Here is a 6,335-nt window from a genome sequence, read left to right on the forward strand (position 1 = left end):
TGTAAAACACTTCAATGCTTTTTAGCAGTTTCACCACAAGCCAATGCTGAAGCGATCGACTCTTAAATTCACTGCCCTCCTAGCCGCGCCCTTGCTCGTTCTGCTTTGCCCATTGTCAGCCTACGCTTGGAACAAGTCAGGACACATGGTTTCAGGTGCAATTGCTTACAGCGAGCTTCAACAGCTTGACCCCCAAGCGCTTAAGCAAGTTGTAGCAATTCTGAAGCAGCATCCCGAATTTGAAACCCGCTGGCGATCGCAGCTCAATCAAGTCACTATTCCAGCCCGCCAGCAAGACCTCTACCTGCTGATGCTGGCAGCACGTTGGTCAGATGATATCCGCCAGAATCCTGCCTTTGATCATCCCACTTGGCACTACATCAATTTCCCCTATAAACCTGCGAACCAGCCTGATGTTGTACAAACCCCATCACCGGCATCAGAGAATATTTTAACGGCGCTTGAGCAAAATCTGACGATACTTCGCAGCACTGTGCCCGATAGCGAAAAAGCGATCGCTCTTTGCTGGGTGTTTCATCTAGTGGGCGACCTGCATCAACCTCTGCATGTGGTTAGCCTGTTCTCAACACAGTATCCAGAGGGAGATCGTGGGGGCACCCGGTTTTACATCCGTCCAGCCTTTCAGTCGAGAACCATCAGTCTTCACGAATTCTGGGACGATTTGATTCTCAGCTCCGTTCGCTTTCAAACCGTGCGAAATCGAGCAACACGACTCCGGCTCAATCCAGGCCACCAGCGAAGCGAACTGAGTGAACTCTTAGACCCCAACATCCAAAATTGGGCAGAGCAGGAAAGCTATACTCTTGCAGTCCAGCAGGTCTATCGCAATGGAACACTCGCAGGGAGCAGCGATCGCAATCATGGCGAAGTTTTGCCTGACGATTATGCAACAGAGGTTCAACCGATTGCAGAGCGACAAATTGTATTAGCAGGCGATCGACTCGCTGACCTGCTTAGTGAATTATTCTGATCAGGATCAGGTCTTCTCATGGCTCTTTCATCCCGAAGAGAAATTCTGTTTGATGATGAACATCAGAACAACAATTGACGAGTCATAACTTAGCGCATCGGGATTGGCACCCACTTTTGAAAAGTCTCTAGATGCCCCCAATAAGCCAGATACCCGGTCAGCGCCCAGATGAGAGCCGCTGATACCAGGACTGCTACTCCGAGTAGCCGCCAAGTTCGGTTGGTTTTTAGATAGAGAGTGGGGGCAGCAAAGATACCGCCTAGCCCCGTGAGAATAAAGCCAACGCCTGAGAGCAACGGTTGCTTGGTCAAGCCGAGGTTGATAACGCGTAATCCAATCACAACCGCAGCGATGCCAGCGAAAAAAGCATAAATTGCCACGGTCAGCAGATCCCAACCCTGCGATAAAGCAATAGCTGTTGTGATGAATATTATTCCAAATAAGACTGTGGTTTCACCAAAAGCAATGTTGAAGCTCCCCCCGATCGGCCAAGTCCAAATCATATGCAGCCCCGTTACTAAGGCGATGCCACCAGTCATGCCGAAGCCAGGAATCCACCGTTCTTGATCAGGACTATCCAGTCCCTGATAGACGTAATAAGCCAATAGAAACAGTCCAGCTACCATATTGATCAGCATCAGTGTAATGTAATCAATAAACATGATTGACCCCTTGATGTTACTTTGAAATGTTAGCAGAACCGACAAAGATCGAATGCTCTGTCCTACTGTTAAAGGAATGGAATTGACTGCCTGACCTATCCTAGTAGAGGAGGAAAAGGCTACTGCTGGCAAGACACAATTTTGTTGTTGATAGCCTTCAGCAATTTGGCTATGGATTTCACATCACCTGATGGAATTATCTTTAGCAGCAATGGGGGTAGGCAACTGCTGTACAAAAATACTTTGCATATCATAGAACTCTCCTCTCTGTTCAAGGACATAATTGCCTAACAGCAGCCCCAGCCATATGGCCACGACCGGTAGGTTCAAAGTCTGCTGAAGTTGACTCAGGCAAACCATTGAACTGGTATGCGTTGAGAAAAACTGGTTGATTGCCTCTGACCAAGCTCTTATATCCTCGCCATGCGCCACCGAGATTGCTGTGTTAAATGCCTCCATCTCAGTCATACCTGAATGCTGGCTCATCTGTTGGTCTAAAGCTTGCAGCAAAGCCTCTTGATCCAGCCTGCCCACGATCGTTCCTTCAGCCGATTGTTTTGTCGGCGATCGCCGCTCAGTCGGGTAATGCGTTGGGTCAGGAGGCTCAAACAAATCTGATATCTCAAGATGCAGCGACTGCACAAAGAGATCAACACATTGCTCTAGTGCAACGACAGGCTCTTGAGGATCGTGGCGCCGCTGCCAGTCTGTCATCCACTTCTCTGCACGAACAGCATACACTTCTGTGAGCTGAGTCATGGCTGTGCTGGCAATTTCAAGCTGTTGCGCGATCGGCTGTCCTTGGATTACTTGCTCTAGTGCATCGCAGAGCAATCGCACCTCTAAGGTTTCTGGAAACTGCCGTGCTGTTTCCAGAGAGTGCCACAAGTCAATTTCTAGCTGCTCAATTTCCACAACGATCTAAGAATCTGGATGCAAGGGACAAGGGCGAATCGGACAATTCAAAGGGTGTAATTCCGCAGCGGATCGAAACCGTTCAACCTTAAGACTTGAAAATGAGGAAAACTCACCCAGTATCCGAACTAAAAGCGTTTTGACCTGTGACTCAGCTAATCCTAGACAATGCACAGGCTCTATCTTGGCCACGCGATCGTTTCCCATCCAAAGTTCTGCTCCTAGGGCATGAAGCGGAGACTCTTTTGTTTCTCGATACCAATGAACGACTGCTGCGGGCACTGCGGGGACTGGAATCGCTAAGGTCGCTACAGGCGATCGACCGGTTGGGGTGGGTTGTGCCTCGTCAATATGGCGACGCTGTTTACGTAATTGATTGCGTACGCCGCGATGCCGATAGTAGGATCGACGGTTATGACAAACTTGATGATTCCAGCAGCCATCTCCTGTTTTGCCATGTCGCTGTTGTGCTTCTTGAGAGCTAAGCTTTGAACAGAGCCGACATTTCTCCTGATCAGGACGTGCCATCATACACCTCGAATTGAGGCTAGTAAATCATCAACCCATTTTTGGTTTGCTTCTGATAGTTTTGGCGGGGGAACAGGCTGATGATAATCTATGCGAAAATCGTAGCTGCCGCGATCGTAGACTCCCTGTACGATCGCTTGTAAATCCACAATGGGTTCTTTATCCTCTAATTTGAGGGGCAGGGGAAAACTGGGAATGACTTCTGGCAAATTGAAGCCATACAGGTCTGCTTTAGGACGCTGATCGCTGCGACTGACCACGATTCGGTAATCTGTGGTTTGCCCCTGTCCCGTCATGGGCATGGGTGCATTGCCACGGAGTAAATCAATTTCGATCAAGTGAGAGAGGCTTCCTAAAACCCGCCCTCGCTTACGTTCATAGGCGGTTCTACCCTGCCCTCTTCGCTTGTTCATGGGGGAGAGGACTTCAATGACAGTAATAACGGCTTCACTTCCCACTTCTCGAACTGCGAGATACCGTTCCTTTAGGACTACGGGCATAGGCAAGGTAATTGACTGGGGCTGATTTTGAGTCAGAACCGTTCTAGTTTCTAATGAAGGACTATCTCCAGGTTGCTCAGAGGTATTGGCTGCCAGAACAGCTGCATCTGGAATGCCAATGAGGAGTTCATCCTCTTCATTCTCGCTTCCCTCCTGGTCTCTGTAGGTGCGTGTTTCCACTTCAACGTAATAGTTGGGACGTAGATCGGGCGCGAGATCATCCGCGATCGCCACCATTAGTCGGGTGTGAAACGATGACCAAAAGGCTGGCTGTTCCAGGTAGGGATTCATGCCAGGGAAGGGCGATGGCATCCGTGAAACTCCCGCAGTGCAAGGATTTTCATTCAGTATACTCTAACCCTGCTGAATCTAGTCGTAGTTTAGTCGTATATAAGATATTGTATAAATATTTTACTTGAATTAAGCTAAAATTACGAAGCTATCCCAGTTTTGTATGAATCCTCATGCTTTCTAACTCAGATGGTCTACCAATCATTCGCTTGATTTCTTCCCAAGCTTCGGTTCCAGCTCGATCGTCTCAACCCAGTGATCTCCGTTGGCTGCGGGTAGAGGAGTATTTTCAGGCGCGATCGCTGGCGGACAATACGCAAAAAGCCTACAGGCGTGAGTTGAAGCGGTTTTTAGTGTGGACCGATCGGGCTTGGGCAGATCTCACTCCTCGACAGATTGCCCAGTTCAAAGCCCATTTACAGGGGCAAAAATTATCCAAAAACTCCATCAACAGAGCTTTGACTGCTCTGATGAGTTTCTTTGATTGGTTTCGAACGGCTTACCCAGAGCAAATTGCTCATGACCCAACCGCAGCAGTCGAGATGGAGCGGGTGCCCTTGCCCCTAGCTAGAGACTTATCAGACATTGAAATCGCAGCATTGTATCTGGCATTGGAGGAACGGGGGGAGACGGAGATGCGCGATCGATCGCTGTTAGCTGTGCTCAGTCATGGTCTGCGGGCAGAAGAGGTCGTCAATTTGAATCTGGAAGACTATGATGGGGTGCGGTTGACGATTCGGCAAGCCAAGGATGACAGTACAGGCACGGTGCCGCTCGATCGCCAAGCACGAGAGCAGTTGAATCTCTATCTCGTCGATCGTCGTGTCAAAGCGGGAGACTTACCGCCAGATAGTCCACTATTTTTGTCCTGTGGACGAAATAGAGGGGGTCAGCGGTTGGGCTACCAAGGGCTGTATTATGCAGTTAAATCTTTGGGCAAGATTGCCGCAGCGCAGGCTCAATCTGCTTTAGAGCGGCAGCAGAGAATTGGGCCGGGAGCAATAGAAACTGCTTCCCAGGACAGATGGGGACAGTTCAGTGAGTCAGAACTTAAACAAATCCTGACTTTGGTCAATGTTCATCCTCACCAATTACGTCACACTTTTGCCACAGGCCTGCTTCTACGAGGCGTTGAAAGTCTTCATGCCCGCACCTTAACTCGCCATAAATCAGAAGCAAGTTTCAAACGATATGCCAAGCGATCGCTCAGCGCAGCGGCTGAACGGGCTTTCTATCAGTCCATTGGGGAAGAGGCACCAGAATAAGCGGATAATATTGCCCATTTATTGAGGATATGGATTGTAGCGGTAATACTGGCATTTATCGCTCAATCTCTAAGTTTGATCGCTCTCATCCTCACTTCGTCAACAGCTGGGCATTAACCTTGAGTAGCAGGAGGTAGGGAGTAAGGGATTGAGAGCGATCGCCCCTTGTTCTTATCCCACTCCCACCGCAGTGAGAGCAAACCGTTGAGCTATTGGAGCATTCGAGATGTGATGGAGCAATCAAAAATGCCAATGGCATATGTGCATTGAGATTCCTCCAAAGTATGCGGTGGCATCAGTTGTGGGTTTCCTCAAGGGCAAGAGTGCGATTGCCATTGCGCGACAATTTAGTGGCAAGCAGCGCAATTTCAACGGTGAGAACTTTTGGGCGAGAGGCTATGCCGTTTCGACGGTTGGGTTTGAGCTAGAAGCGGTGCGTCGCTATATTCGAGAGCAGGAGATTGCCGATAAAGGAGGGCAGTTCTAGCCGATAGCAAGATATCCTCAGCGAGGACACCCGCCTTTGAGGCGGTCACACTCATCAAGCCACCAGCTTCGCTGGAGGTATCTGACTTAATCAAAGTTTTACTAGATTCCCAAGCTCTTGACTATGACTCGTTTACACCCATTACGATGACTCTACCTGAGTCCAGCGGCATTGAACCCGATTACTGCTTTTACATTCAAAACCTAAGCCGAGTACGCGGGAAAAAGCGGATTGATTGGCAGATTGATCCACCGCCCGATTTGGTATTGGGAATTGATGTGACCAGCTACAGCAATATTGATGATTACCTACCCTATCAAGTGCCAGAAGTTTGGATGTTTAAGAACGATGAGCTGAGCATCCACCAACTTAACGTCTATGGCTACAACATCTCCCCGACGAGTCAATATTTTCCATCTCTTGAAATCCATCTCATTCTTGGACAATATCGACGAATCGCCTACGAACAAAGCAGCAGTCAGGCTATTCGACAGTTAAGGCAGCAATTTTCCTGACAAAGCCGCTATCCTTCTTGCTTCCCAAGAAATCTTTGCCAAATTGCCAACATATGATTTCTTCTCCCTTCTTACTTCTGCCTTCTTTGCCCTATGCTAGCTCTTGCCGCAGCTAGAATGTTTTTCATTTATAGCGCTACGAGAACGAGTTAGGACATTATTGTAGAGGTAGAGAAGCGTT

At 48.7% G+C, this 6,335-nt stretch carries 7 protein-coding genes and 1 pseudogene; 4 read left to right on the plus strand and 4 right to left on the minus strand.

The window, feature by feature from the left end; all coding sequences use genetic code 11:
• Positions 1 to 43: 43 nt before the first annotated feature.
• A complete protein-coding gene (locus AC5JMP_RS14915; protein WP_495852274.1) occupies positions 44 to 991 on the plus strand; it encodes a S1/P1 nuclease in 948 nt (315 codons plus the stop codon).
• Between the two features lie 89 nt (positions 992 to 1,080).
• On the opposite strand, the gene AC5JMP_RS14920 is transcribed toward AC5JMP_RS14915, so the two are convergent.
• The 4 genes from AC5JMP_RS14920 to AC5JMP_RS14935 form a co-directional block, all read right to left on the minus strand.
• On the minus strand, positions 1,081 to 1,653 hold the full coding sequence (locus AC5JMP_RS14920) for a DUF981 family protein (RefSeq protein ID WP_495852275.1): 573 nt from the start codon (positions 1,651 to 1,653) through the stop codon (positions 1,081 to 1,083).
• Positions 1,654 to 1,836: 183 nt separating this feature from the next.
• Complete coding sequence (locus AC5JMP_RS14925) at positions 1,837 to 2,568, minus strand: hypothetical protein (protein WP_495852276.1); 732 nt, start codon at positions 2,566 to 2,568, stop codon at positions 1,837 to 1,839.
• A gap of 6 nt (positions 2,569 to 2,574) precedes the next feature.
• On the minus strand, positions 2,575 to 3,099 hold the full coding sequence (locus tag AC5JMP_RS14930) for a hypothetical protein (RefSeq protein ID WP_495852277.1): 525 nt from the start codon (positions 3,097 to 3,099) through the stop codon (positions 2,575 to 2,577).
• Positions 3,096 to 3,908 carry a DUF4058 family protein gene (locus tag AC5JMP_RS14935; RefSeq protein ID WP_495852278.1) on the minus strand — a complete coding sequence of 271 codons (813 nt, stop codon included), beginning with the start codon at positions 3,906 to 3,908 and terminating at the stop codon, positions 3,096 to 3,098. The genes AC5JMP_RS14930 and AC5JMP_RS14935 overlap by 4 nt, the downstream gene beginning before the upstream one ends.
• A gap of 152 nt (positions 3,909 to 4,060) precedes the next feature.
• On the opposite strand from AC5JMP_RS14935, the gene AC5JMP_RS14940 reads away from it, so the two are divergent.
• From AC5JMP_RS14940 to AC5JMP_RS14950, 3 genes and pseudogenes are all read left to right on the plus strand, one after another.
• Positions 4,061 to 5,152 carry a tyrosine-type recombinase/integrase gene (locus AC5JMP_RS14940; protein ID WP_495852279.1) on the plus strand — a complete coding sequence of 364 codons (1,092 nt, stop codon included), beginning with the start codon at positions 4,061 to 4,063 and terminating at the stop codon, positions 5,150 to 5,152.
• Between the two features lie 256 nt (positions 5,153 to 5,408).
• Positions 5,409 to 5,639 (plus strand): annotated as a pseudogene (gene tnpA, locus AC5JMP_RS14945) (IS200/IS605 family transposase); the annotation flags it as partial.
• 89 nt (positions 5,640 to 5,728) lie between these two features.
• On the plus strand, positions 5,729 to 6,154 hold the full coding sequence (locus tag AC5JMP_RS14950; RefSeq protein ID WP_495852283.1) for a Uma2 family endonuclease: 426 nt from the start codon (positions 5,729 to 5,731) through the stop codon (positions 6,152 to 6,154).
• Positions 6,155 to 6,335: the final 181 nt, after the last annotated feature.

It is taken from the genome of Drouetiella sp. (assembly GCF_059504425.1).

Coding starts and splice junctions, on each gene's coding strand:
- AC5JMP_RS14935 (WP_495852278.1), bottom strand. CDS start 3,908: ATGCCATCGCCCTTCCCTGGCATGAATCCCTACCTGGAACAGCCAGCC.
- AC5JMP_RS14920 (WP_495852275.1), bottom strand. CDS start 1,653: ATGTTTATTGATTACATTACACTGATGCTGATCAATATGGTAGCTGGA.
- AC5JMP_RS14940 (WP_495852279.1), top strand. CDS start 4,061: ATGCTTTCTAACTCAGATGGTCTACCAATCATTCGCTTGATTTCTTCC.
- AC5JMP_RS14930 (WP_495852277.1), bottom strand. CDS start 3,099: ATGATGGCACGTCCTGATCAGGAGAAATGTCGGCTCTGTTCAAAGCTT.
- AC5JMP_RS14915 (WP_495852274.1), top strand. CDS start 44: ATGCTGAAGCGATCGACTCTTAAATTCACTGCCCTCCTAGCCGCGCCC.